The sequence below is a fragment of the Nocardia cyriacigeorgica genome, from assembly GCF_010868145.1.
GTDB lineage: Bacteria > Actinomycetota > Actinomycetes > Mycobacteriales > Mycobacteriaceae > Nocardia > Nocardia cyriacigeorgica_D.
Map to the genome: position 1 here is coordinate 1 of NZ_JAAGUY010000075.1, position 295 is coordinate 295.

The window sequence follows — 295 nt, forward strand, 5'->3', positions numbered from 1 at the left end:
ATTCCCTTCCTGCCCAGCACCATCGGCCTCATCACCGGCCGCGCCAGCGCCGCCGAACACGATGTGCTGACCGTCGCGCGCACCCGCTGGCCTGCGGTGCGATTCGAGATCCGCAATACCGCCGTGCAGGGTCCGTCCGCGGTCCCGCAGATCATGACCGCGCTGAGCGAACTCGACCGCGATCCGGCCGTCGACGTGATCGTGCTCGCCCGCGGCGGCGGCAGCGTCGAGGATCTGCTGCCGTTCTCCGATGAGGCGCTGTGCCGGGCCATCGTCGCCGCCACCACCCCGATCG

1 protein-coding gene is annotated in these 295 nt (G+C 70.8%); it reads left to right on the forward strand.

Annotated features, from left to right (window positions below; genetic code table 11):
* The coding region (locus tag GV792_RS28805) for an exodeoxyribonuclease VII large subunit (protein ID WP_306044047.1) at positions 1-295 on the forward strand (295 nt) is incomplete at both ends.